Source organism: Pantoea sp. Mb-10, from assembly GCF_021272205.1.
In the GTDB taxonomy this organism is placed as follows: Bacteria; Pseudomonadota; Gammaproteobacteria; order Enterobacterales; family Enterobacteriaceae; genus Pantoea.
This window is the reverse complement of the sequence record NZ_JAJSDX010000004.1, coordinates 86,312-111,025: the sequence shown is the minus strand read 5'-3', so window position 1 is coordinate 111,025 and position 24,714 is coordinate 86,312. Positions and strand designations below refer to the sequence as shown.

The following is a 24,714-nucleotide window of genomic DNA, read 5'->3' as shown; positions in this document are numbered from 1 at the left end:
TCTGGCAGGGTCGTGATCCAGACTGCAAAACCGAAACAAAGCCTTCTGCATGCTATTTAATTAACCTTTGATAGACATATGATTAACATCTTCAAGGAGGTCAGCCATGAGCCAGATTTATAAGCATCCCGTACCCGCTGCCATTGCAGAGCATGCCCTGATTAACGCCGAGCAATACACGGCGCTGTATCAACAGTCGGTTGACGATCCCGAAACCTTTTGGGGCGAACAAGGCAAAATCCTCGACTGGATCACGCCCTATGACCGGGTTAAAAACACCTCTTTTGCGCCCGGCAATATCTCGATTCGCTGGTACGAAGCCGGCACGCTGAATCTTGCCGCTAACTGTCTCGATCGCCATCTGGCGACGCGCGGCGATCGCCCCGCCATTATTTGGGAAGGCGACGACGCCAACGAAAGCAAAACGCTCACCTTTCGCGAGCTGCATGCCGATGTCTGCCGCTTTGCGAACGTCCTGACCGATCTGGGCGTGAAAAAAGGCGACGTGGTCGCCATTTATATGCCGATGGTGCCGGAAGCCGCCGTGGCGATGCTGGCGTGCGCGCGCATTGGCGCCGTGCATTCCGTGATTTTCGGCGGCTTCTCGCCAGAAGCGGTCGCGGGTCGCGTGATCGACTCTAACGCTAAGCTGGTGATCACCGCTGACGAAGGCGTGCGCGCCGGCCGCAGCATTCCGCTGAAGAAAAATGTGGATGACGCGCTGAAAAATCCCGGCGTCACCAGTGTGAAAAATGTGGTGGTATTCAAGCGCACCGGTAATGCCACAGCGTGGCACGACGGGCGCGATCTCTGGTGGCACGAACTGGTGGCGCAGGCCAGCGATCGGCACGAGCCGGTGGCGGTTGAAGCCGAACATCCGCTGTTTATCCTGTATACCTCTGGCTCCACCGGCAAGCCCAAAGGCGTACTCCACACCACCGGCGGCTATTTGGTGTATGCCGCCACTACCTTTAAATACGTGTTTGATTATCACGATGACGATATTTACTGGTGTACCGCCGACGTCGGCTGGATCACCGGTCACAGCTATCTGCTTTATGGCCCGCTGGCCTGCGGCGCCACCACGCTGATGTTTGAAGGCGTCCCCAACTGGCCGAAGCCCAGCCGTATGGCGGAAGTGGTGGATAAACACCAGGTCACACTGCTCTATACCGCGCCCACCGCGATTCGTGCCCTAATGGCCGAAGGCGACAAAGCCATTGAAGGTACCCAGCGCAGCAGCCTGCGCATCATGGGATCGGTGGGCGAACCCATCAACCCGGAAGCCTGGGAGTGGTACCACAAGAAAATTGGCGATAGCCGCTGCCCGATTGTCGATACCTGGTGGCAGACCGAAACCGGCGGTTTCATGATCGCGCCGCTGCCGGGCGCCACCGAGCTGAAAGCCGGTTCCGCTACCCGTCCGTTCTTTGGCGTGCAGCCCGCACTGGTGGATAACGAAGGCAATCCGCTTGAGGGCGCGACCGAGGGCAATCTGGTGATCAACGATTCGTGGCCCGGCCAGGCGCGCACGCTGTTTGGCGACCACGAACGCTTTGAGCAGACCTATTTTTCCACCTTTAAACATCGCTACTTCAGCGGTGACGGCGCGCGCCGTGACGAAGATGGCTACTACTGGATCACCGGTCGCGTAGATGACGTGCTTAACGTCTCCGGCCACCGTTTGGGCACGGCGGAAATTGAATCAGCGCTGGTTTCTCATCCGAAAATCGCCGAAGCCGCGGTGGTGGGCATTCCGCACAGCATCAAAGGGCAAGCGATATATGCCTACATCACGCTGAATCACGGCGAGGAACCGTCGCCGGAGCTCTACACCGAGGTGCGTAACTGGGTGCGTAAAGAGATTGGCCCGATTGCCACCCCGGACGTGCTGCACTGGACCGATTCCCTGCCGAAAACCCGCTCCGGTAAAATTATGCGCCGTATTCTGCGCAAAATTGCGGCGGGCGATACCAGTAACTTTGGCGATACTTCAACGCTTGCCGATCCCGGCGTGGTGGAGAAATTGCTGGAGGAGAAACAGTCCATCGCCATGCCCTGATCGGCTTTGACGCGACGGCGTGCCCCCGCCTGTTCACCGCAGGCATCGCGCCGTCACTCTTCCCTACGCCGTATGCTTTTCATCTTCACAAGATCTTAATAACAAGAACATTTAGGCCGTTATCTCACGTTCGCGTGCGCTATCCGCCTGCCCTTCCTCTGGAGAAACTGTGATGAACGAAGCCTTAAATCAACAGGAAGCCGTTTGGCAGCAAATCGAGCATAATCCGCGCTTTCAGGAACTGGTGCACAAACGCCAGGCGTTCGCGCTGCTGCTGAGCGCGATCATGCTGGTGCTCTACGTCGGTTTTATCCTGCTTATCGCCTTTGCCCCCGCGTGGCTCGGTACACCGCTGCATGCCGGTACCAACGTGACGCGCGGTATTCCCATCGGCGTCGGCCTGATTGTGGTCTCCTTTGTGCTTACCGGCGTGTACGTGTGGCGCGCCAACGGTGAGTTTGATCGTCTCACCAAACAGATTCTGAGCGAGGTGAAACCATGATGCGTTTGCTGGCAATCCTCATGGCCTCGCTTCCCGCGAGCGTGCTGGCCGCCGATGCCATTACCGGCGCGGTGCAGCAGCAGGCCACCAACTATGAAGCCATCGCCATGTTCGTGGTGTTTGTGGCCGCCACGCTCGGCATCACGTACTGGGCCTCGAAGCGGACGCGCTCGCGCAGCGATTATTACACCGCAGGCGGCAATATCACCGGCTTTCAAAATGGCCTGGCGATGGCCGGCGACTTTATGTCTGCCGCCTCGTTTTTGGGCATTTCGGCGCTGGTTTACACTTCCGGCTATGACGGTTTGATCTATTCGCTCGGCTTCCTGGTAGGTTGGCCGATGATTCTGTTTTTGATTGCCGAGCGCCTGCGTAACCTTGGGCGCTATACCTTTGCCGATGTCGCCTCTTATCGCCTGAAGCAGATGCCGATTCGCACGCTCTCCGCCTGCGGCTCGCTGGTGGTGGTGGCGCTCTATCTGATTGCGCAGATGGTGGGCGCCGGGAAACTGATCCAGCTCTTGTTTGGCCTGGATTACCATATTGCGGTGGTATTGGTTGGCATCCTGATGGTGCTCTACGTGCTGTTTGGCGGCATGTTGGCGACCACCTGGGTGCAGATCATCAAAGCGGTGCTGTTGCTGTTTGGCGCCAGCTTTATGGCGATCATGGTGATGAAAGCGGCGGGCTTCAGCTTCAATACGCTCTTTACACAAGCCATGGCGGTGCACCCTAAAGGCGCGGCGATCATGCAGCCGGGCGGGCTGGTAAAAGATCCGATTTCAGCGCTGTCGCTGGGGCTGGGTTTAATGTTTGGTACCGCTGGCTTACCGCATATCCTGATGCGCTTCTTTACCGTCGCCGACGCGCGCGAAGCGCGGAAAAGCGTGTTCTGGGCCACCGGCTTTATGGGCTATTTCTACTTCCTGACCTTTATTATCGGCTTTGGCGCTATTCTGCTGGTGGGGGCGAATCCGGCCTTTAAAGATGCGACTGGTGCGCTGATTGGCGGCACCAACATGGCGGCGGTGCACCTGTCGAATGCGGTCGGCGGCAGTCTGTTCCTTGGCTTTATCTCCGCCGTGGCGTTTGCCACCATTCTGGCGGTGGTCGCAGGCTTAACGCTGGCGGGCGCGTCTGCAGTGTCACACGATCTCTACGCCAGCGTGATCCGCAAAGGCCAGGCCACCGAGCGTGAAGAGCTGCGCGTGTCAAAAATCACCGTACTGGTACTGGGCGTGGTGGCGATTGCACTGGGCATTCTGTTTGAAAAACAGAACATTGCCTTTATGGTGGGGCTGGCATTCTCCATCGCAGCCAGCTGTAACTTCCCGATCATTCTCCTCTCCATGTACTGGTCAAGACTCACCACGCGCGGTGCGATGGTGGGCGGCTGGCTGGGGCTGATCACTGCCGTGGTGCTGATGATCCTCGGTCCAACCATTTGGGTGCAGGTACTGGGACACGCGAAGCCGATCTATCCGTATGAATATCCGGCGCTGTTCTCAATGCTCGCCGCCTTCGTGGGCACCTGGCTGTTCTCCATTACCGACCATTCCGCGCAAGGCTTGCAGGAGCGCGCGCGCTTCCGCGGCCAGTTTATTCGTTCGCAAACCGGCGTTGGCATCTCGCAGGGGAAAGCGCACTAACAAAAACGGCGGCCATCAGGCCGCCGTTTTTTGCTGTGCTCGCGATTAGAAACGCAGTGAAGCGCCCACGTACGGGCCATCCACCAGCACGTTATCTTTGCGGTCACCTTTGTTGTTCAGCTCGATGTACTGATAACCCACGCGCAGGTTCAGCAGCGAAATCGGCGTGAAGCTCAGGCCGCCAGCGGCTTCCTGATAGCTGTCGAGGCGATCGGAGAAGGCTTCCGGCGCGTAATAGTATTCGCCGTACAGACCCCACATGCTGTTGAAGCTGTAGTGCGCGCCAGCGCCCACGGCGACGGTAAAGCCGTCGCGACCATCTTCTGGATGGGTGAACAGCGCTTTCGCGGTAGGCGCAATGCGGAAATCGCCCACGTCGATGTTATAGCCAACGCCCGCACCGTAGGTGCTGCCGTCGTGGTCGCTGCGCAGCCAGTTGCCTTTCAGGAACAAGCCCGGTGAGGTAGTGCCCAGGCCAAGGTTCAGGTTGGTGTTGTGTTCACCCACGTCAACGCTGCCCTCAATCGCCTGCGCGCCGCTGCTCAGCAGTGCCAGACCCAACACGCTCCCGGTGACAAGTTGCTTAAACATTAAGTTCCACTCCGTGTTAAAAAAATTTTCTCGGCGCAAAGGGTAGCAGCCTCACGGCGGGAGACAAGGTTATTTGGAAAGCTTTACGTTAACAGACGTGAATCGCGCCTAAAATATAGCCGCGTCAGGCCCACAGCAGATGGCTTAACAGCGGCGCTAACAGCACCGTCACCACGCCAGACAGCATCATCACCAGGCTGGAGACCACACCTTCCTGCTGGCCGATTTGATAGGCACGCGCCGTCCCCGCACCGTGCGATGCCGCGCCAAAACCGGCGCCCTTGGCCATGCCCTGCTTGATGGCGAGGCGTAGAAACAGCACGTCGCCCACCGCCATGCCAAACACGCCGGTGATCACCACAAACAGCGCCACCAGATCGGGTTGCCCGCCTATCGGCTGCGCCGCCGCGAGCGCAAACGGCGTGGTGATGGAGCGCACCGCCAGGCTGCGCTGTATGCTCTCCGGCAGCATCAGCAAGCGCGCCAGCCAGACCGAACTGCACACCGCCACCAGCGTGGCGCTGATCACCCCGAGGCTCAATGACAGCCAGTGGCGTTTAATGATCGCCAGATTCTCGTAAACCGGCACCGCAAAGGCCAGCGTAGCGGGCCCCAGCAGCCAGATCAGCCAGTGGCTCTCGGCAATGTAATCCTGCCAGCTGACGTGCGTCAGCAGCAACAGCCCCACCAGCACCACGGGCGTCATGACCAGCGGCATCAGCAGCAGGGTCTGCTTACGACGATAAAGACGTTTGTTGAGGTAATACACCAGCAGCGTCAGCACCACGCACAGCAGGCTAATGACGAAATCAGTCATGCTGCGCCTGCTTACGCGCCGCGCGCGCCAGTTCAAATCGGTAAACGCGATCCACCACCAGCGCCGTGGTCGCCAACACCAGCAGCGTACTGACGGCGATCACCAGGCAGATACGTGCGCCTTCGGCACGCAGCAAATCGCTGTAGTTGACCACCGCCACCACCGCAGGGATAAAGAACAGCAGCATTTCCGCCAGTAGCCAATTTGCACCGGCTTTCACCCAGCGCAGCGGCACGATCCCGGTGACAATCAGCGCCAGCAGCAGCAGCATGCCCACCACGTTGGCCGGCAGCGGCAAGCGGAGCCAGTTCACCAGCCAGCTGCTGAAGATAAACAGACCGATGTAGAGCAGCAGCTGCAGCGGCACCCATAGCCGAGGAAGCCGGTGGGTTTTCAGCGGGCGTAAGGCCAGCGCCATAATAACGTCCTCCAGATAAAAGCGGATTTCAGTATACGTCTGGCGCACAGAGTGAATGAAATGAATTAAAATCATCCAAACTATGCCAAAAAGGAATGCTTATGGACGTACGCGCGCTGCGTTATTTCACTGAAGTGGTCCGCCAGCAGAGCTTTACCCGTGCGGCGGAAAAACTGTTTGTGACGCAACCGACTATCAGCAAGATGCTGCGCCAGCTGGAAGAGGAGCTGGGCTGTACGCTGCTGCTGCGCGAAGGCAGAAAGCTGCACCTGACGGACAGCGGCCAGGCGGTTTACCAGCGCGGCCTGATTATTTTGCAGGAGTTTCATCAGCTGGAAGCGCAAATCGGCGACATTAATCAGTTGAAAACCGGCCAGCTGCGCCTGGGGATTCCGCCCATGGTGGGCATGCAGATCGCCGGATCCATCTCCGCGTTTCGCCGCCGTTATCCCGGCGTACAGCTTAAAATCGCGGAATATGGCGGCTTAACCGCGCAGCAGGCGGTGCTGGACGGCGCGCTGGATATCGCCTTAACCGCCCTGCCGCTGGATGACGGATTGCCGCTCAACGCCCAGCCGCTGATGCGCCATCCGCTGTGCGTGCTGGTGCCGCGCACCCCCATCTGGCTGGCACGCAGCCGCCTGACGCTGCGCGAGCTGGCCGCGCATCCGCTGCTGATCCTTAATCAGGAGTTCGCACTCAATCGACAATTAATGAAAGCGTTTCAGCGCGAGGGGCTGACGCCGGACATTGCCTTGCACAGTGCGCAGTGGGATTTTCTGGCCGCCATGGTGCAGGCGGGAATGGGGTTAGCGATCCTTCCGGAGCCGATTTGTCAGCGGCTTGATAAACAGTCGCTGCTGTGGCTGCCGCTGGACTCAGAACTGGCGTGGAGTTTGGGATTGATCTGGCGTGAAGGCAGCTATCTGTCACAAAGCGCGCAGGCGTGGATCGACTGCTGCCGCGAGCATTGGCCCGACAACGCGCCGCGCCTGTCGGTGTAAGGGGCGGCCCGAAGGCCGTCCCTCGCGCGGTTTACGCTTCTTTTTCGACCAGCAGCGCTTCCAGCAGATCGAGATCGCGCAGCAATTTTTGCATGGTCTCGTTGGAGATGGCCTGCGTGGCACGCAGGTGGTACACCTCCGCACGCTCGGCGCGCAGCGCGTTAAGGCGGAAGCGGCGCTCCAGATTTTCGGCAAACAGCGCCTGCTCCACGTCATCTTTGCCGTCAATGCGGCGGCGCAGATTACCACTCACGCGCAGGCTCACCTCTTTCAGCAGCTCTGGATCGATGTTCTCTTCGCTGCTGTTTTCCAGCCGCTGCTCCATTTTGTGCAGGCTCTCAATGGCCACGCTGGCCATGGCGGCGCGCGCCTGCTGGATTTCATGGCGATGGCCAACGGAATCGTGGCTATCGATACCGCGCAGCAGGATGGGCAGCAAAATCACCCCGACAAACAGCGAGAACAGGATCACGCCGGTGGCGATGAACACCAGTTCATAGCGCGCCGGAAACGGCTCGCCGTTGCTGAGAAACAGCGGAATAGAGAGCACACCGGCCAGCGTAATGGCGCCGCGCACCCCGGCAAAAGAGGCGATCAGCAGCTCACGCAGCGAGTAGTTGGCGAACTCCAGCGGCTTTTTCTTCAACAGACGCAGGCTGGCGCGCTTCATGATCCACAGCCAGCAGAAACGCACCACCATTAGCGCGGCGTAGACCATTGCGACATCGGCAAACAGCACCCACAGGTCAACGTTAGGATCGGCTTCCGCCTGCGCAATCGAGGTTTCCAGAATGTCCGGCAGTTGCAGGCCGAGCATCAGGAACACCATGCCGTTAAACACAAACTCCAGCATCTGCCAGACGCTGTTGGCACGCAGACGCATCGCCAGCGGCGCGCGGCGAATAATGCCGGATCGCGTAATGGTCATACCCGCCGCCACGGCGGCCAGAATGCCCGACACGCCCAGGTGCTCGGCAATCAGGTAGGAGGCGAACGGCAGCAGCAGCAGCAGCACCGTTTGCGTCGCCGGATCGTCACCGCTCCAGCGGCTAAACAGACGCAGCGAGCGTCCATACAGCCAGCAGACAGCTACGCCGGCCACCAAGCCACCCATTGCCACCTTGAGAAACTCGACGCTGGCGCCGCCCCAGGTAAACACCATGGTGCCCATGGCCACCGCGACGGCAAATTTCAGCGAGACCAGGCCAGACGCGTCGTTCATCAGCGCTTCGCCCTGCACGATCGACATGATTTTCTTTGGGATGCGCCCCTCGCCGACAATGCCGGAGAGCGCCACGGCATCCGTAGGTGAAAGCACCGCCGCCAGCGCAAACGCGGGAATGAGCGGGATGCCCGGCACCAGCCAGTAAATCAGGTAGCCAATGCCCACCACGGTGATCAGCACCAGCACCAGCGCCAGGCCCAGAATTTCGCGGCCGTGATACAGAAATTCGTTAATCGGCGTTTTCCAGCCGTCAGCAAACAGCAGCGGCGGAATAAACAGCACCAGAAACAGCTCGGGGTCGAAATCCACGTGCAGGCCAAAGGTGGGCCACGCGAGCAGCGCCCCGGCGGCAATTTGCACCAGCGGCAGCGGGATCTGGAACGGCAAGATGCGCGCGGTGACCCCGGAGAGCGACACCACCAGCATCATAATGAGAATAGTAAAAAAGATTTCCATGCTTTCCTTAGGCGAATCGTATTGATTAAAGCGAAGGTGTAACGGGGAAAGTGTAAAACAAAACGCCGCACTGCGGGCGACCCGACGTGCGGCGTGAACCAGAAAGAGAATTATCTGGAAACCACGGCGTTAAAAAATCAGATCGCCCAGCCGCCCGCGTAGAACGCCACCAGCGCTACGGCGATGGCGACCGTGCCCACGTTAAGTTTGCGCCATTCGCCCGCAAACAGGCGACCCACCACCAGCGTGCCAAAGCCCAGCATAATCCCGGTGACAATGTTGCAGGTGAGCACGATAAACACGGCCGTGACCAGGCCTGACATCGCATCGACAAAATCATTGAAGTCAATCTTGGCCACGTTGCTTAACATCAGGAGTCCAACGTACATCAGCGCGGGTGCGGTGGCGTAGGTCGGCACCAGATACGCCAGCGGTGACATAAAGAGAATCAGCAGGAACAGCAACCCGACAACAATGGCCGTTACGCCGGTTTTGCCCCCGGCGGCCGTGCCCGCCGCCGATTCAATGTACACCGCGGCGGGCGATGCGCCCACCAGACCCGCGAACACGCTGCTGACCGAATCGGTGGTGAGTGCGCGTCCGCCGTTGAGGATCTGGCCGTGGTTGTCCAGCAGGTTCGCCTGGCCCGCAACGGCACGGATGGTACCGGTGGCGTCGAACACCGCCGTCATCACCAGCGCCAGCACCGTAGGCAGCACCGCGGGCTGCAGCGCCCCCATGATATCGAGGCTAAACATAGCCGACTGACCGCTGGCGTCGCGCAGGCTAGGCATCGCGAACAGCCCTTGATAGGTGACCGCCGGATCACACATCAGTCCCACGGCGGAAATGGCGAGGATGGTAAGCAGGATACCGCCGGGCACGCGGCGTTTCTCCAGACCAAAAATCGCCGCCAGGCCAATCAGGGACATCACTACCGGGAAGGCGGTGACATTGCCCAGCGCCACTGGCAGGCCCGGTGCGGGATTTTTCACCACCAGACCAATGCCATCGGCGGCGATCAGCAGCAGAAACAGGCCAATCCCTACGCCGGTGCCGTGCGCCACGCCCATCGGCAGGTTGCGCAATATCCATGCGCGGATACCGGTCACGGAGATAAAGGCGAACAACAGGCCCATCAGGAATACCGCGCCCAGCGCGACTGGCACGCTGATATGTTGACCCAGCACCAGACTAAAAGCGGTGAAGGCGGTCAGAGAGATAGCGCAGCCAATCGCCAGCGGTAAATTGGCCCAGAGCCCCATGACAAGAGAGCCCACGCTGGCCACCAGGCAGGTGGCCACAAACACCGCCGTCGGCGAAAAGCCCGCTTTGCCTAACATGCCCGGCACCACGATCACCGAGTAGACCATCGCGAGGAAGGTCGTGAACCCTGCCAGCACTTCCTGACGCAGGCTACTGCCGCGCGCCGAAATATGAAACCAGGCGTCCAGTTTTCCCCTGGCGGGGCGTACTTCGCCAGACATAGTGAATCCTCTGTATTTTTAAGATGTCGTTAACCGCACGGCCCGTGTCTGCGCGCTATCCTGGTGGAATGTCTCAATGAGAAAAAGCAAACGTTTACGTGGCCGTGTATCCCTATCCGAAAGCGGGGGATAAAGAAAGGCGGGGATTATCTGGCCTTTACGGGGGGATTTTCAACTCAAAATCTCCCCCGGCGGAAAAGATAACGGACAGATAAGCGCTTGCTTAGCCGTTATTGAAGCGAATCGGGCCGCCCTGCTCCAGCGCACGCTGCCACGCGGCACGCTGCTGCATTCCTTCCAGCCAGCGCGCGGTGGCAGGCATGTCACGCAGTGAACCGCGCATCTGCAGCGCCAGCAGCGGAAAGCTCATCTGCACATCCGCAATGCTGAAGTGCGCCCCGGCGAAAAAGCGATGCTGGCTCAGGTGTTGCTCAATGACGCTACCGTGCAGCGCCAACTGTTTGTTTAACCAGGCGCGCTCCAGCCCTTTACTCAGCGCTTTTCCCGCCGGACGCAGCAGCCACGGCACCGGTTTTTTTCCCAGCTGCGCGAACACCAGCTTCATCACCAGCAGCGGCATCAGCGACCCTTCGGCATAGTGCAGCCAATAGCGCCCTTGAATCTGTTCGTCTTCATCGTTCAAGGCGAGCTGCTGCTCACCATCGTACTTCTGCTGCAGGTATTCGAGGATGGCGCCGGACTCCGCAATCACGCGGTTGCCGTCAGTGATCACCGGCGATTTGCCCAGCGGGTGCACTTTTTTCAACGAGTCGGGCGCCAGCAGCGTGTTTTCGCGCTGATAACGCTTGATCTGATACGGTACCGACAGCTCTTCGAGTAGCCACAACACGCGATGCGAACGGGAGTTTTCCAGATGGTGAACGGTGATCATAGTGGGGTCCTTGAGGTAAAGAGAAAGGGCTGAAATTAGCTTTTATACTCGTCCTGCTCTGGGTCGAGCAACACCGCGCCCGAGCCTTGCTGCGCCAGGCGGTCGCCGGGATTACGCAGCGGACAATCGCGCATCGACAGGCAGCCGCAGCCGATACAGCCGTCGAGATCGTCACGCAGGCGCGTCAGAGTTTCAATGCGCTTGTCCAGCGCTTCGCGCCAGTGCTGAGTGAGCGCGTCCCACTCCTGCGTCGACATGCGCTTGTCTGCCGGAATGTGCATCAGGCTCTCACCCACCGTCGCCAGCGGAATACCAATGCGCTGCGCGATTTTAATGATGGCCACGCGACGCAGCACGTCGCGCCCGTAGCGCCGCTGATTGCCGGCGTTACGCGTGCTTGAGATCAAGCCTTTGCTTTCATAAAAATGTAGCGCAGAGACGGCGACCCCGCTGCGTTTGGCCACTTCACCGGGGGTTAACACCGGTTTTGGGTAATTGCGATCTTTTTTCATTTAGGGTCTTTACCTCAAGTTAACTTGAGGAATTATACTCCTTCACCAGAAAAAGTTGAAAATTCTCACCAGGGTTAACTTTAGAAGGATGAGGCCATGATGCAGCAAGAGATCATTCACTCACTGACACACTGGATCGATCAAAATCTGGATAAGGCGCTGTCCATTGACGACGTCGCCGCCAAATCAGGTTACTCGAAGTGGCACCTACAGCGTATGTTCCGTTCCGTGACGAAACAAACGCTGGGTGGCTACATTCGCGAGCGCCGCCTGACGCTGGCGGCAGAGGCGCTGCGCCAGACCCAGCGGCCGGTGTTCGATATCGCCATGCAGTATGGCTACGACTCGCAGCAGACCTTTTCGCGCGTGTTTCGCCGCCAGTTCGCGCAAACGCCCACGGCGTATCGGCACGCGATGCGCCGCCAGGCGATGGCGCAGCGCCCGCGCCTGCTGAACTTTGATTGCAGCGGCGAACACATGAACAGCTTTGCCCAGCGCACCACCGGCGAGTGCTGTCCTATCCGCTAATCGTCCCCGCGCGCCCACCGGGCGCGTCTTCTCCGCCCTTCCCGCCTCCCCGTGCCTTTTCTCCGCTTTGGCACGTATAAATTTTGTTCAAAATTTCAAATCGAGTGATATAATGTGATCCATGTCACACATTACACCGCACGTATCTCGGCTTAAGCGCTTCCCTGACCGCGCTGCGCGCCGTGAGTGATGTCCATTTTTCGTCAGGGATATTACTGATTCAGAAGAGGTTTGCTTGAGATGGCCACGTTAACGACCAGTTTACTTGTTATGCGCTGGGAGCTGCTAAGCGCGATTATGATGTTTTTTGCCAGCACCCTAAAAATCAAAATGCGTCAGCGCAGCCACCCGGTTATCGCACTGATGTTTGGCGGCCTGGGCGTGGGCATGTCGTGCTGGTTCGTCACCGGGCTGCTGGGCATTACGCTCAGCATGGAAAATCTGCATAACTTTATGGAGATCTCCAAAACCGCGTTCGTTAACGCCATGAGTCAAGCGCCCGCCGAGTGGCCAATGCCCTGAGTACCGCCCATAAAAAACCCCGCTGCGCGGGGTTTTTTATGTTGCTGTGTCGATTAAATTTTCTTCAATACGCCAGGCAGCGCCACATCCGCTACCGTCACGCCCGGTCTCTGCGTCCCGCGACGATCCTGAATCCACATATCGCCCATAATCTGATTGAGTCCACGATCCAGCCCGGTCACCATGCCCGCGCCTGGCGTAAACGTCAGCTCACCAAAGTAAATGTGTTCTTCGTGAATATACCAATCCACGCGTACGTAATCGAAATCACTGGCAAGGGTTTTGCTCAGCGCCAGCGCATGTTGCAGCTGCGCTAACAGTGGCTTCACGTCCAGCCCGGTATCGCGGATCTTGTGGTACGCCTCGTTGAGGTTGTTGACGTAAAAGTTCATCGACAATTGAGGATTGCAGCGGTTGTAAATCACCTGCAAAACATATTCAAAATTGCCGTCGCGCTTGTTGAACATATGAAACTTGTAGTCAATGGGCGCGGTTTTGCCGTCGCCGATATACTGCTCGACTAAAATGCGCGGCTTGATATAGCGATAATGAATCTCGCGCGCTTCATTCGCGAAATCGGTTTTCAACCAGCGCTGGCAATCGCTGATGATTTGCTGCTTCTTCAGCGCATCCGGCTCTTCCAGCAAAATTTCCACCATGTTTGACGCATGGTTGGGCTTAATCACCGTGTTCTTCCAGCTTTTCAGCGTGTGCAGCGAGTGCGGATCGCTGGTCTCATAGACCAGGGGGATCAGGTACTCACTGCCCACTTTCTCGGCGATATAGTCACGCACCGCGTACTTGTCCGACAGGCGGCCGTAAATCGGATAATCACCGTACACAAACTTGCGATACAGCACTTTCTCGTTAAACACCTTCGGCTGGCGTAAATTCGGCAGCTTACGGAATTTATGAAAATAGTAGATACGATCCTGGTACGCCCAAGGCATCTTCTTAATGAAGTACTGCACGCTTTTTCTGAGTTCTTCTTTCAACTTAAGCATATCTGACCTCATTTGTAGGTTTTGTAGTTGAGTGAGGAAACCTGAATTTTTTGGATGACGCCGTTCTTAAAGAAGTAATTCATTACCGTGAGCGACAGCAGCTCTGTGAGGAAGACGCTCCAGGCGGCGCCGTGGATGCCATAGCCCTGAATCAGCCACCATGAGAGCGGCAAACTGATGAGCATCAGGCAAATGATCTTCTTCAACAGATAGTTAAACCCACCCTCTTTCACCATGTAGCGATAGGCGACAGTGCCCATCGCCGAGAAGCAGGTTGCCAGCGACAGCAGCGTAATGAGACTTCCCGACTGTGTGTATTCGTGACCATATAAAGCGATGATAATTTTCTCGCCAAACAGCGCGATCACCGCTAACAACAACAATGAAACGCCCATAACATAGCCATTCAGCCGCGCAGTGAGCTTGATCGCGACCGCTCCACGCTCGCGGAATATTTCCGAAAAGCAGGAAGTGATGAGGGCAACCGGAATAAATATCCAGGAAGCCGAAATGGTATTGGCGGCGGCAAACAGGCCCAGATCGCGCGCTGACGCGATGCCCGCCAAAAACATCTGTGCCGCTTTTACTTGCACAGAGATAAAAATACTGGAAATAGCCAGCGGCAATCCGGCGTACAGCAGGTAGCGTACGTAGGTATTGCGCTTCTCTTGCGGCGGCGCGATATCCTGATTTTCACGGTAAAAATTCAGGCGCTTGATAACGTAAGGCACCAGCGTGACGGCCACAATCGACAAGGTAAGCCACAGTGGATTGAGGTGCAGCCAGGCAATGGTGAAGCTCAGCGCAAAGCCCAGCAGTAAGCCCACCGAATTGGCCACGGTATTCAGACGCGAGGCTAAGCGCGCATTGTTGTAGACGCTAAACGTGTCCTGCGTGACAAACACCGATGAGATAAAAGAAGCCAGCGCAAACGCCAGAAAGTTTTCCTGCATGTAAAACCATACCCACAGCAGCACCGGCAGGGACGTCAGCAACAGCAGGATCAAGCGCAGCGTGCGCGCGACGGCCATCAAACGCAGCCCTTTGTGCGCACTTTTGCTGATGCGTTTGAACAAAATGGTTTCCGTGCCAAATATCGCCACGGTCTGCACCATGGAGAACAACGAGGTTGAAAACGCCATTTGGCCAAAAATGGTCGGGCCAAAGGATTTAGCCACGTAGGATGTCACAAAGATCACGCCAAATACCGAGACGACTTTTTCCGACATCATCCAGGCGGCATTGGACATTACGCTCAATTTCATTGACTGGTCCTTAGTATTACCAACAGCAACTGCCTTTCTACACATCGTCCGTGAAGGGAATTAACAAGCGCTCGCTGGGACTGACCTGATTTAAAAATCGCAGGCCCGGCTGGTCCGAAAAATGAGAAGTACGTCAGGATTTGGTAGAAGATTTCAGGAGCATTCCGATTAAACCTGACGCCATTACTCGCGAATGTAAACGATTTCAGCCTATTTACGGCGCAAAAGGCTACCGGCATACCCCAGGATTATTCCAATTGGGCGATGCCATTCTGCGAGGAATCTCGTAATTTTCTGCATTTGGGATGGAGTGAATTTATATCAAAAAACAAATACCAGGAAGGCGTACAATGGCGATCAGAATAAAATAAGATTTATCCCATGATGATATTTATTCTAAATAACTTAATTTAACCCTCGCAATTCTAATCGCGCACTTAATACTGCATTAATACTCTTTTTGCAGTACCAGATATTAATACAGTTATTCTCATCCATTAATTGATAAGAAAGGTAAGAGCATTTATGAGAAAGTCACGATATAGCGAAGAGCAAATCACAAATGCCATTAAAGCTTCTGAAACGGGAGTGAAAGTGAGGGAGATTTGTGATGAGCTTGGCATCTCTGAGGCAACCTTCTATAGCTGGAAGAAAAAGTTCTCGGGCCTTTCATCTGAAGAAGGTAGAAAAATCAAGGAATTGGAGGATAAATTACAAAACCTCACCCGTGAGTTACAGGCGCTCAGTTCTGATAAAGAAATGCTGCAGAGCGTGCTGAAAAACTTTTTCACTACCAATGAAAAACGTCAGGCGGTTAACTTCCTGCAAACCACGTTCGACATTGGAACACGTCGTAGTTGTCGTTTACTGGATATTAGCCGTAGCGTTTATCACTACCCGTCGGGTTCTGAAAATCGCTAATTAACGAAACCATTGAGACCATTGTTATTTGACTTAATGCTGAGATTTGTTCTTAAGAGAAGCGTTGAAGATCATTTAATTCGGCATACATGACATAACAATTCGCACCATTTTTTCCTGATGAATATCATCGCGGAATTGCTTTCCTTTTTGCGGTAAAATCGATTCGCATCAGCAAAAGTCTCGCTCCAGCCACTATTTATACGTAGCCCAATCTCATTTCGGTGAGATTGGTGCCTCGTTGATTACTTTATCAATATTAATGCTCATTCATTGCTGGCAACAAATCTGTTAAGCATTCATGAACAACGCGACGTTGTCTGGCTCTCACAATCTCTAATTTCATCTGGCACTATGGTTTTCATTTGCGATCGTAAGCGAAGCGCATAATAGCGCCTTGCCTTACGGTAATCACCAGGAATTCTCCGCTAAAAACACTTAATCAATTCTGAATGATTGGGGTTTAAAAGCCGATTAATGGCGCTTTTATACCGAAATATTTATTGGTGTATTTAATCTTTCCAACAGGACGCGGAGGCGAACGATTCCTGGGATATGCGCTGAGGCTTAAGGTAAGCGTGGTCTTCGCACCAACGTTTTCAGTGCCACAAGGGGCTAAACATGCCGTGTTGCTGGCATTTCGTGGGGCTAATCAGCGTACTTTTGCGGCCAAAACCGGGTCAAACTGTCAGGCTTTGTTGCCAGAACCGGTCGCTTTCACCGCTATCGTGTCCGCCTACGTGCGCATTTAACGGGTAAAGCGCCAGGCAAAAGCCTCATCTAAGCGCGCAGAAAGATGAAAAACCGTCTCCATGTCCGCTTTTACAGTGAGTGAAATTCTTAAAATTGCGGCGAGCGCGCGCGGCGAAATCGCTGCGCGCGAGAAAAGATTAAAGCGATGTGACCTGCGGCTGGGGCTTAACGCGCATCGCCAGCAGGACGCCAGCAAGCAGACAGACTATCCCGCAGGCAGTGAGCAGCGGCGGCCAGCTTTGACGCCAGAGAAAAGTCCACAGCAAACCGGCCAGCGTTTCGAACACAATCAGCGGCCCCATAATCACCGTTGGGACACGCTGACTGGCGGCGTTCCAACACAGCGTTCCCAGCCACGAACAAAGCAAACCAATGCAGGCCATGAGCAACAGAAAGCGCCCCGGCTGTGGCCCAAACGGCAGCGAAAACGCTGGCTGCTGCCAGTAAAGTTGAGCACACACCAACAGATAAAACAGCGTAGCCAAAGGCAACGTGGTCAGTCCCTGCGCGGTGGCCCAGGTGCTGGGCTTATGCTGGGGATGCGCGCGCAGCCACACGCCGTTTCGCAGGGGATACCAGGTCCAGCAGGCGACGGCGAGCGCTGCCAGCAGCAGACCCGACACATAGCGCCCGGCGTCAAACGTCGCCCCTTGCATACGTAACTCTGCGGCATTCACGCAGCCGAGTCCCAGCATAATCAAGACCAGGGCGGGCGCAAGCTGACGCCAAGCGAGTCGCCCTTCCAGATGCCCGTAACAGAGGTTGGCTGTCAACGTGATCACCACCGGCAGCGTGCCGATGATCATGGTGGAGATCGGCGCCCCGGTGCGCTGAATGGCGCTGGCGAGAAACGCATAATAGAGGAGGTTTCCCACTAACGAGAGTTTGAGCGCTTCTAACCAGTCTTTACGCCCTAGCCGACGCAAGCGCTGGCGATCGAGCCATGCCAGCGGCAGCACCACCAGCCCAAACGCCACATAGCGTCCTGCTGATTGTAATGGCCCCGGATAATCAGGGATTAACAGCGGTCCGACAAAGATCAGGCCCCACATCAGGCCCGCCGCCAGTGCAAACAAGATTCCAGCCACCATGAATATTTCCTTTATAACAACATCGCCGCAGTGTGGCGCGTGCGCGGCAGCAAGGCTTGTAGCAAATTGCGGTTAACGCGGATTGAAGACCTGTTTTTGATAGCGCCCCGGCGTGATGCCGTAGCGATGGGTAAATGCGCGGGTCAAATGCGCCTGATCGGTTAAGCCGACCGCGGCAGCCACAGCGGCGGGGCTTTCCCCCTGCGCGAGGCGCTGTTTGGCGTCGTACAGCCGGAAAGCCATCAGCATTTGGTGCGGCGTGACGTGGAAATGCTGCTTAAAGCTGCGTAAAAAGTGCCACGGCGTCAGCGACACCCGCGCGGCCATCTCCTCCAGGCGCACCGGCTCCGCAAGGTTTTCACGTAGCCAGACTTTGACGCTATCGAAACGGTGTCCGCCCTCGGCGGGTCGGCCATCGCTCTGGCGCGCCAGCGGACGCAGCAGTTCAAGCAGTTCCACCAGCAGGCACTCGCGTGCGAGCGCGCTTTCAGCGTGCCACATCTGCGCCAGCCGCTGCGAAAACGGCTGCGCCAGCCGCGCGTCGGTGCGCAGCGCGTCGCTAAACCACCAGCCGCCGTCGCCGGTGAGCGCGCGCATCTGTGCCGGATCGATGTAGATCATGCGGTAGCGCCAGCCCGTTTCGCAGGCTGATTCGCCGGTGTGTAATTCGTCGGGATTCATCATGACCAGAGAGTGCTGCGGCGCGGTGTACTGCGTGCCGCGATAGCGAAAACGTTGCGCGCCTGCCTCGATCGTGCCGATCCCAAATGCCTCATGGGTGTGCGGCTCAAAAGCGTAACGTGAAATATGCGCCTGATAGAGTTCAATGCCGGGCAGCTCTGCAAAGCGTTGAAACTCGGCGCGATCGCATTTGTCAGGGAACACCTCTGGAACCACGTCCACGTCACACCTCCAGTCGAAACAGGGCAATTAGCATGCGTCGCCCGCGCGCGAAATGCAAAGCAGATTTGCGTTGTCGGCTGTCGCGGAGATCGTATGATTGGGTTTTTCCATAACGGGGATATCGCGATGTCAGATCGTGTGGTGATGGTCATTGATATGCAAAAAGGGGTGCTGGCTACGCCGCGCTTCGATCGGGCAGGTCGCTGCGCGCGCATCAACGCGCTTATCGCCGCCGCCGATCGGGCGATCTTTATTCAACATAGCGGTCCGGGCATGGAAGTGGGCAGCGACGCCTGGCAGATTGTGCCAGAGTTAACCCAGCCGCCTCACGCGCTTTTCGTTAATAAAACCGCCTGCGACAGCTTCTGGCAAACCGAGCTGGCCGAACGGCTGGCAGAGCACGCCATTGAGGCGTTCGCTATCTGCGGCTGCGCGACGGATTACTGCGTGGATACCACGGTGAAAGTGGGGGCCAGCCTCGGCTACCGCATTACCGTTGCCGCCGATGCCCATACCACGGCCGATCGCACATGGTGTTCTGCCGAGCAGCAAATCAAGCAGTACAACGAAATTTGGGCGGATTTGATTCTGCCGGGCAATGCGGTGAGCGTGCGCGACACGCAGGCGCTGCTCACCGCGTGGCAAACCGCTAATCGGCCGTGAAGAAGAGAGACAACGCACGCGCGATGCAGAAACAATAAAACCCCTTTCGGGGTTTTATGTTTACCACTGCGGAGAGCGGAACTGCGCTAACGACAATCAGAATGGAATATCGTCGTCGAAATCCATCGGCGGTTCATTGTTCGCCGGCGCGCTCTGCTGCTGTGGACGCTGCTGCGCGCCGCCGCTGAACTGGTTGCCACCCTGTGACTGCTGCTGCTGCGGCTGCTGCGGTTGGCCCCAACCGTTGTTATTGCCACCGCCCTGGCCACCCATCGGGGCGCCACCGGCGTTTGCGCCCTGTTGACGTCCACCCAGCATTTGCATGGTGCCGCCCACGTTGACGACCACTTCGGTGGTGTATTTATCCTGGCCGCTCTGATCCTGCCATTTGCGGGTGCGTAGCTGGCCTTCGATATAGACCTGCGAGCCTTTGCGCAGATACTCACCGGCCACTTCCGCCAGCTTGCCAAACAGCACCACGCGGTGCCATTCGGTGATCTCTTTGTTTTCACCGGTTTGCTTGTCGCGCCAGCTCTCAGACGTGGCCAGCGTAATGTTGGCCACTGCGCCACCATTCGGCATGTAGCGCACTTCCGGATCCTGACCCAGATTCCCGACAAGAATCACTTTGTTTACGCCACGACTGGCCATGTTGCTTTCTCCCGATGAGTTGATGCTAAAAGTCTAAGCGAAAAATTGTATCACGTCACAACTATGCTGCCCACTTCGGAGCGGGCGCGCAAATTTTCGCCCTGTCACAGAATAGCAAAAAATACTGGATATTTATTCAGGTTATTTTTTGTGCCATAATGATGCGTTTCTGCTGGTCATGCAGGCAAGGCATGGCGAGTGTTGTTCAATCCGGGAAAGGTGAATGGATAAGATCGAAGTCCGCGGTGCTCGCACCCATAATTTGAAGAACATCAACCTGATCATTCCTCGCGATAAGCTGATTGTGGTCACCGGTCTGTCGGGTTCCGGTAAGTCTTCGCTGGCTTTTGACACGCTGTATGCAGAAGGTCAGCGCCGCTATGTTGAATCGCTGTCGGCCTATGCGCGCCAGTTTCTTTCATTAATGGAGAAACCGGACGTTGACCATATTGAAGGTCTGTCGCCCGCCATTTCCATCGAGCAGAAATCCACGTCGCACAACCCCCGTTCGACGGTGGGCACCATTACCGAAATTCACGACTACCTGCGCCTGCTGTTTGCGCGCGTGGGCGAACCTCGCTGCCCGGATCACGATGTGACGCTGGCGGCGCAGACCGTCAGCCAGATGGTGGATCAGGTGCTGGCGCAGGAAGAGGGACGCCGCCTGATGCTGCTGGCACCGGTGGTCAAAGACCGCAAGGGCGAACACACCAAAACGCTGGAGAACCTTGCCGCGCAAGGATACATCCGCGCCCGTATTGATGGCGAGGTGTGCGATCTCTCCGATCCGCCGAAGCTGGAACTGCAGAAGAAACACACCATTGAAGTCGTGGTTGACCGCTTTCGCGTGCGTGACGATCTTGCGACTCGCCTGGCGGAGTCGTTTGAGACCACGCTGGAGCTGAGCGGCGGCACGGCGATCGTCGCCGATATGGATAATCCCGACGCGGAAGAGATGCTGTTCTCTGCCAATTTTGCCTGCCCGGTGTGCGGTTACAGCATGCGTGAGCTGGAGCCGCGCCTGTTCTCGTTCAATAACCCGGCGGGCGCGTGCCCGACCTGCGACGGTCTCGGCGTACAGCAATATTTCGATCCTGACCGCGTGGTGCAAAACCCGGAGCTGTCGCTGGCGGGTGGCGCGATTCGCGGCTGGGATCGTCGCAACTTTTACTATTTCCAGATGCTCCGTTCGCTGGCAGAACATCTGAACTTTGACGTTGAAGCCCCGTTTAATAGCCTCAGCAGTAAAGCGCGTGAGGTGATCCTCTACGGCTCCGGCAAAGAGAACATTGAATTTAAGTACATCAACGATCGCGGGGATACCTCCGTGCGTCGTCACCCCTTCGAGGGCGTGCTGCACAACATGGAGCGCCGCTACAAAGAGACGGAATCCAATGCGGTGCGGGAAGAGCTGGCGAAATTTATCAGCAACCGCGCCTGTGCCAGCTGCCACGGTACGCGCCTGCGTCGCGAAGCACGCCACGTCTTTGTGGAAGATACTAATCTGCCGACCATTTCCGACATGAGCATCGGACATGCGATGGATTTCTTCCAGAATCTGAAGTTAAGCGGTCAGCGCGCCAAGATTGCCGAGAAAGTGCTGAAAGAGATCAGCGATCGTCTGAGCTTCCTGGTGAATGTCGGGCTCAATTATCTCTCGATGTCGCGCTCTGCAGAGACGCTCTCCGGCGGCGAAGCCCAACGTATCCGCCTGGCGAGCCAGATTGGCGCGGGCTTGGTGGGCGTCATGTACGTGCTGGATGAACCGTCGATCGGCCTTCACCAGCGTGACAACGAGCGTCTGCTTGGCACGCTGATTCACCTGCGCGATTTGGGCAACACGGTGATCGTGGTTGAACACGACGAAGACGCGATTCGCGCGGCGGACCACGTGATCGATATTGGTCCGGGCGCAGGTGTGCACGGCGGCCAGGTGGTGGCGGAAGGCGATGTGCATGCCATCATGGCCAACGAGGCGTCGCTCACCGGTCAGTTCCTGAGCGGCAAACGCGAAATTGCCGTGCCGCAAGCGCGCGTCAAAGGCGATCCCGCTAAAGTGCTGAAGCTGACGGGTGCGCGCGGCAACAACCTCAAAGACGTGACGTTGACGCTGCCGGTGGGCCTGTTCACCTGCGTCACAGGCGTGTCCGGTTCGGGTAAGTCGACGCTGATTAACGATACGCTGTTCCCGATCGCCCAGCGCCAGCTCAACGGCGCCACCAGCGGCGAGCCAGCGCCTTATCGCGAGGTGGCGGGCCTTGAACACTTCGACAAAGTCATCGACATCGACCAAAGCCCTATTGGTCGTACACCGCGCTCTAACCCGGCGACCTATACCGGTATCTTCACGCCGGTGCGCGAGCTGTTCGCCGGCGTGCCGGAGTCGCGCTCGCGCGGCTATAATCCGGGCCGGTTCAGCTTTAACGTGCGCGGCGGACGATGCGAAGCCTGTCAGGGCGATGGCGTCATCAAAGTTGAAATGCACTTTTTGCCGGACATCTATGTGCCCTGCGATCAGTGCAAAGGCAAGCGCTATAACCGCGAAACGCTGGAAATCAAATACAAAGGCAAGAGCATTCACGAAGTGCTGGAAATGACCATCGAAGAGGCGCGTGACTTCTTCGATGCCGTTCCCGCGCTGGCGCGCAAGCTGCAAACGCTGATGGACGTAGGGCTCTCCTATATTCGTCTGGGTCAGTCGGCGACCACCCTGTCGGGCGGTGAAGCGCAGCGCGTGAAGCTGGCGCGTGAACTCTCCAAGCGCGGCACCGGACAAACGCTCTATATCCTTGATGAGCCCACCACGGGCCTGCACTTCGCGGATATTCAGCAGCTGCTGGAAGTGCTGCATCAGCTGCGCGATCAGGGCAACACCATCGTGGTGATTGAGCACAACCTGGACGTGATTAAAACCGCGGACTGGATTGTCGATCTCGGCCCAGAAGGTGGCAGCGGCGGCGGCGAAATTCTGGTGGCTGGCACGCCTGAAACCGTTGCCGAGTGTGAGAAATCCCACACCGCACGCTTCCTCAAGCCGATGTTGCAACAGAAATAGCGCTAACAGACGTCTTACCTTAAGGGCTCTTTTTGAGCCCTTTTTTGTTTCTGCCTTTTCACGATTTCCGGCGCAACGGCATTGCCTGCCAAAGGAATGGTGCCGACGCTGGCGCAATTTTCACGCCGCTTAACGCCGTTGTTGCTGCGCAATCGCGTAACAAATTGCAGAAACAGGCAAGGATCAGACAACTTCAGGCATGTACGCCTCTCCCCTTGCTTACTATTCTTATAGCGTTGCAGGCGCGCCGCGCCTGCTTTTCCCGCTCACGGGCGGGATTGCCTTTCGTAGAACATTCACGACACATCCACTGGAGACACCATGAATATTACGCATGCTTATGCCGCCCAGGACGCAAAATCCAAACTTGCCCCGTTCGACTATAAGCCGCGCGAACTGCGCGCCCACGATGTGCAAATCGACGTGCTCTACTGCGGCGTCTGCCACTCTGACCTTCATCAGGCCCGCAACGAATGGAAAAACACCGTGTTCCCGGTCGTACCCGGCCACGAAATCGTGGGCCGCGTGACGGCGGTTGGCGCGCATACCCATAAATACAAGGTGGGCGATCTGGTGGGCGTGGGCTGTATGGTCGATTCCTGCCGCAGCTGCCCAAGCTGTCAGGAAGGCCTGGAGCAGTATTGTGAAGAAGGCTTTGTCGGCACCTATAACGGCGAAGATCGCGAAACCGGCGCCATTACCTATGGCGGCTATTCCACTAACATCGTGGTTGACGAGAACTTCGTGCTGCGCGTGCCAGAAAACCTTGAGTTAGCGGGCGTTGCGCCGCTGCTGTGCGCCGGTATCACCACCTATTCTCCGCTGCGCCACTGGAATGTGGGACCGGGCAAAAAAGTGGGCATCGTCGGACTGGGTGGCCTGGGCCATATGGGCGTGAAGATTGCCCATGCCATGGGCGCACACGTGGTGCTATTTACCACCTCGCCGTCCAAAATTGCCGATGGCAAGCGTTTGGGTGCCGATGAGGTGGTGATCTCCAAAGACGCCGATCAGATGGCGCAGCACGCCAACAGCTTCGATTTCATCCTGAATACCGTGGCGGCCCAGCACGATCTCAATCCCTTCATCACGCTGCTGAAGCGCGACGGTAACATGACGCTGGTAGGCGCACCGGAGCACGATCACCCAGCGCCGCAGGTGTTTAACCTGATCTTTAAACGCCGCAGCATCGCAGGTTCACTGATTGGCGGCATCGCTGAAACGCAGGAAATGCTGGATTTCTGCGGCAAACATGGCATCACGTCGGATATCGAACTGATTGCCATGGACCAGATCAATGACGCCTACGAGCGGATGCTCAAAAGCGATGTTAAGTACCGCTTTGTCATTGATATCAATACGCTACGCGAAACGCCAGCGGCATAATTCGCGCTAGCTTTGATCGTGGCTGACGCCCGCCGCGTGCGTGGCGTCAGCCTGCTGGAAGGACGCATCGACCAGATAGTAAATCTGCGAATCTTTCAGCGTACCGTCCAGCCACAGCGTACTCCAGTGCGACTTGTTTAATTGCTCGCTGGGAAACACATCGCTGTGCTCCTCACGCAGCAGTTCCGCTAATGCCGGTGACGTTTTAAGCGTCAGCGCCGGGCGCCCTTCGCTCTCATGCAGCATGGCGAACAGCACGCCACGGCTTTTGATCTGGGTGGCTTGCCACGCTTCTTTGTCACTTTGCTCTGCGCCAGGCTTGCTCATGCAATAGGTGAGCAGATCCGAAATGTTCAT

At 57.0% G+C, this 24,714-nt stretch carries 23 protein-coding genes; 10 read left to right on the top strand and 13 right to left on the bottom strand.

The window, feature by feature from the left end:
* Window positions 1–106: 106 nt before the first annotated feature.
* The 3 genes from acs (at window position 107) to LU196_RS09320 (ending at window position 4,213) form a co-directional block, all read left to right on the top strand.
* Complete coding sequence (gene acs / locus LU196_RS09330; RefSeq protein WP_232759022.1) at window positions 107–2,062, top strand: acetate--CoA ligase; 1,956 nt, start codon at window positions 107–109, stop codon at window positions 2,060–2,062.
* A gap of 172 nt (window positions 2,063–2,234) precedes the next feature.
* Window positions 2,235–2,564: a DUF485 domain-containing protein gene (locus LU196_RS09325; RefSeq protein WP_232759021.1), complete on the top strand. Its 330-nt coding sequence runs from the start codon at window positions 2,235–2,237 to the stop codon at window positions 2,562–2,564.
* Window positions 2,561–4,213 carry a cation acetate symporter gene (locus tag LU196_RS09320; protein ID WP_232759020.1) on the top strand — a complete coding sequence of 551 codons (1,653 nt, stop codon included), beginning with the start codon at window positions 2,561–2,563 and terminating at the stop codon, window positions 4,211–4,213. Before LU196_RS09325 ends, LU196_RS09320 begins: the two co-directional genes overlap by 4 nt.
* Window positions 4,214–4,258: 45 nt before the next feature.
* On the opposite strand, the gene LU196_RS09315 is transcribed toward LU196_RS09320, so the two are convergent.
* The 3 genes from LU196_RS09315 to LU196_RS09305 form a co-directional block, all read right to left on the bottom strand.
* A complete protein-coding gene (locus LU196_RS09315; protein WP_232759019.1) occupies window positions 4,259–4,804 on the bottom strand; it encodes a YfaZ family outer membrane protein in 546 nt (181 codons plus the stop codon).
* A 124-nt stretch (window positions 4,805–4,928) separates the two neighbouring features.
* Entirely contained in the window at window positions 4,929–5,621 is a 693-nt protein-coding gene (locus tag LU196_RS09310) for an LrgB family protein (protein WP_232759018.1), read from the bottom strand.
* Window positions 5,614–6,039 (bottom strand): CidA/LrgA family protein, encoded by a 426-nt coding sequence (locus LU196_RS09305; protein ID WP_232759017.1) that lies wholly within the window; start codon window positions 6,037–6,039, stop codon window positions 5,614–5,616. The genes LU196_RS09310 and LU196_RS09305 overlap by 8 nt, the downstream gene beginning before the upstream one ends.
* Before the next feature lie 101 nt (window positions 6,040–6,140).
* Between LU196_RS09305 and LU196_RS09300 the strand changes: the two genes are divergently transcribed.
* Complete coding sequence (locus LU196_RS09300; RefSeq protein WP_232759016.1) at window positions 6,141–7,043, top strand: LysR family transcriptional regulator; 903 nt, start codon at window positions 6,141–6,143, stop codon at window positions 7,041–7,043.
* A 31-nt stretch (window positions 7,044–7,074) separates the two neighbouring features.
* On the opposite strand, the gene LU196_RS09295 is transcribed toward LU196_RS09300, so the two are convergent.
* From LU196_RS09295 to soxR, 4 genes are all read right to left on the bottom strand, one after another.
* Window positions 7,075–8,724 (bottom strand): Na+/H+ antiporter, encoded by a 1,650-nt coding sequence (locus tag LU196_RS09295; protein WP_232759015.1) that lies wholly within the window; start codon window positions 8,722–8,724, stop codon window positions 7,075–7,077.
* A 137-nt stretch (window positions 8,725–8,861) separates the two neighbouring features.
* Complete coding sequence (locus LU196_RS09290; RefSeq protein WP_232759014.1) at window positions 8,862–10,211, bottom strand: NCS2 family permease; 1,350 nt, start codon at window positions 10,209–10,211, stop codon at window positions 8,862–8,864.
* Window positions 10,212–10,434: 223 nt separating this feature from the next.
* A complete protein-coding gene (locus LU196_RS09285; RefSeq protein ID WP_232759013.1) occupies window positions 10,435–11,103 on the bottom strand; it encodes a glutathione S-transferase family protein in 669 nt (222 codons plus the stop codon).
* Window positions 11,104–11,138: 35 nt separating this feature from the next.
* Window positions 11,139–11,615 (bottom strand): redox-sensitive transcriptional activator SoxR, encoded by a 477-nt coding sequence (gene soxR / locus LU196_RS09280; protein WP_232759012.1) that lies wholly within the window; start codon window positions 11,613–11,615, stop codon window positions 11,139–11,141.
* 96 nt (window positions 11,616–11,711) lie between these two features.
* On the opposite strand from soxR, the gene soxS reads away from it, so the two are divergent.
* Window positions 11,712–12,143 carry a superoxide response transcriptional regulator SoxS gene (gene soxS, locus LU196_RS09275; RefSeq protein ID WP_232759011.1) on the top strand — a complete coding sequence of 144 codons (432 nt, stop codon included), beginning with the start codon at window positions 11,712–11,714 and terminating at the stop codon, window positions 12,141–12,143.
* Between the two features lie 240 nt (window positions 12,144–12,383).
* Window positions 12,384–12,665, top strand: coding sequence for a YjcB family protein (locus LU196_RS09270; RefSeq protein WP_232759010.1), 282 nt, complete (start codon window positions 12,384–12,386; stop codon window positions 12,663–12,665).
* A gap of 53 nt (window positions 12,666–12,718) precedes the next feature.
* Here LU196_RS09270 and LU196_RS09265 read toward each other — a convergent pair whose 3' ends face one another.
* Window positions 12,719–13,669 carry an ATP-grasp fold amidoligase family protein gene (locus tag LU196_RS09265; RefSeq protein WP_232759009.1) on the bottom strand — a complete coding sequence of 317 codons (951 nt, stop codon included), beginning with the start codon at window positions 13,667–13,669 and terminating at the stop codon, window positions 12,719–12,721.
* A gap of 8 nt (window positions 13,670–13,677) precedes the next feature.
* Complete coding sequence (locus LU196_RS09260) at window positions 13,678–14,934, bottom strand: oligosaccharide flippase family protein (protein WP_232759008.1); 1,257 nt, start codon at window positions 14,932–14,934, stop codon at window positions 13,678–13,680.
* 525 nt (window positions 14,935–15,459) lie between these two features.
* On the opposite strand from LU196_RS09260, the gene LU196_RS09255 reads away from it, so the two are divergent.
* Complete coding sequence (locus LU196_RS09255; protein ID WP_232759007.1) at window positions 15,460–15,855, top strand: transposase; 396 nt, start codon at window positions 15,460–15,462, stop codon at window positions 15,853–15,855.
* Window positions 15,856–16,745: 890 nt separating this feature from the next.
* Here the strand turns inward: LU196_RS09255 and LU196_RS09250 are convergent.
* Window positions 16,746–17,699, bottom strand: coding sequence for a DMT family transporter (locus tag LU196_RS09250; protein WP_232759006.1), 954 nt, complete (start codon window positions 17,697–17,699; stop codon window positions 16,746–16,748).
* Window positions 17,700–17,771: 72 nt separating this feature from the next.
* On the bottom strand, window positions 17,772–18,602 hold the full coding sequence (locus tag LU196_RS09245; RefSeq protein WP_232759005.1) for an AraC family transcriptional regulator: 831 nt from the start codon (window positions 18,600–18,602) through the stop codon (window positions 17,772–17,774).
* Window positions 18,603–18,728: 126 nt separating this feature from the next.
* Between LU196_RS09245 and LU196_RS09240 the strand changes: the two genes are divergently transcribed.
* Window positions 18,729–19,265 (top strand): isochorismatase family protein, encoded by a 537-nt coding sequence (locus tag LU196_RS09240; RefSeq protein WP_232759393.1) that lies wholly within the window; start codon window positions 18,729–18,731, stop codon window positions 19,263–19,265.
* Between the two features lie 96 nt (window positions 19,266–19,361).
* Here the strand turns inward: LU196_RS09240 and ssb1 are convergent, their stop codons facing one another.
* Window positions 19,362–19,916: a single-stranded DNA-binding protein SSB1 gene (gene ssb1, locus LU196_RS09235; protein WP_232759004.1), complete on the bottom strand. Its 555-nt coding sequence runs from the start codon at window positions 19,914–19,916 to the stop codon at window positions 19,362–19,364.
* Between the two features lie 223 nt (window positions 19,917–20,139).
* Here ssb1 and uvrA point away from each other — a divergent pair, with 223 nt between their 5' ends.
* A complete protein-coding gene (gene uvrA / locus LU196_RS09230) occupies window positions 20,140–22,971 on the top strand; it encodes an excinuclease ABC subunit UvrA (protein ID WP_232759003.1) in 2,832 nt (943 codons plus the stop codon).
* A 321-nt stretch (window positions 22,972–23,292) separates the two neighbouring features.
* Window positions 23,293–24,357 (top strand): NAD(P)-dependent alcohol dehydrogenase, encoded by a 1,065-nt coding sequence (locus tag LU196_RS09225; protein ID WP_232759002.1) that lies wholly within the window; start codon window positions 23,293–23,295, stop codon window positions 24,355–24,357.
* 6 nt (window positions 24,358–24,363) lie between these two features.
* Here the strand turns inward: LU196_RS09225 and LU196_RS09220 are convergent, their stop codons facing one another.
* The gene (locus LU196_RS09220; RefSeq protein WP_232759001.1) at window positions 24,364–24,714 is read right to left on the bottom strand and encodes an MmcQ/YjbR family DNA-binding protein; all 351 of its coding nucleotides are present in this window, start codon (window positions 24,712–24,714) and stop codon (window positions 24,364–24,366) included.